This window comes from Streptomyces sp. XM83C (assembly GCF_023072675.1).
Classification (GTDB): Bacteria; Actinomycetota; Actinomycetes; order Streptomycetales; family Streptomycetaceae; genus Streptomyces; species Streptomyces thermocoprophilus.
On sequence record NZ_JALLGL010000683.1, the window covers coordinates 1 to 302 of the forward strand.

At 70.9% G+C, this 302-nt stretch carries 1 protein-coding gene; it reads left to right on the plus strand.

Going from position 1 to position 302, the window contains the following annotated elements; all coding sequences use genetic code 11:
* Nucleotides 1-198: 198 nt before the first annotated feature.
* Nucleotides 199-302 (plus strand): transposase (locus MTQ10_RS31790; protein ID WP_374117735.1); only part of this gene is annotated, 104 nt, incomplete at its 3' end.

Sequence of the window (302 nt, forward strand, 5' to 3'; positions counted from 1 at the left end):
CGGCCGCCCCGGCCCTCGGCCCACGCGGGCTTCGGGATCATCTCGCGGACCGCGGCCCACTCCGCGTCCCTCATGTCGGTCGGATAGCAGTGCCCGCCGGACGGATTGTCCGCGGCGTTGCCGTACTGAGCTGACCCCGGATTCGTGGAGTCCCTGAAGCCAGGCTTATGATCCGGGACCGAAGGAGAACCACGAGCAGTGCCAGCACCACGCAAGTACCCGGACGAGCTCCGCGAGCGGGCCGTCCGCGAGGTCCGCACGACGGGCCGGCCGATCGCGCACGTCGCCAAGGACCTGGGCAT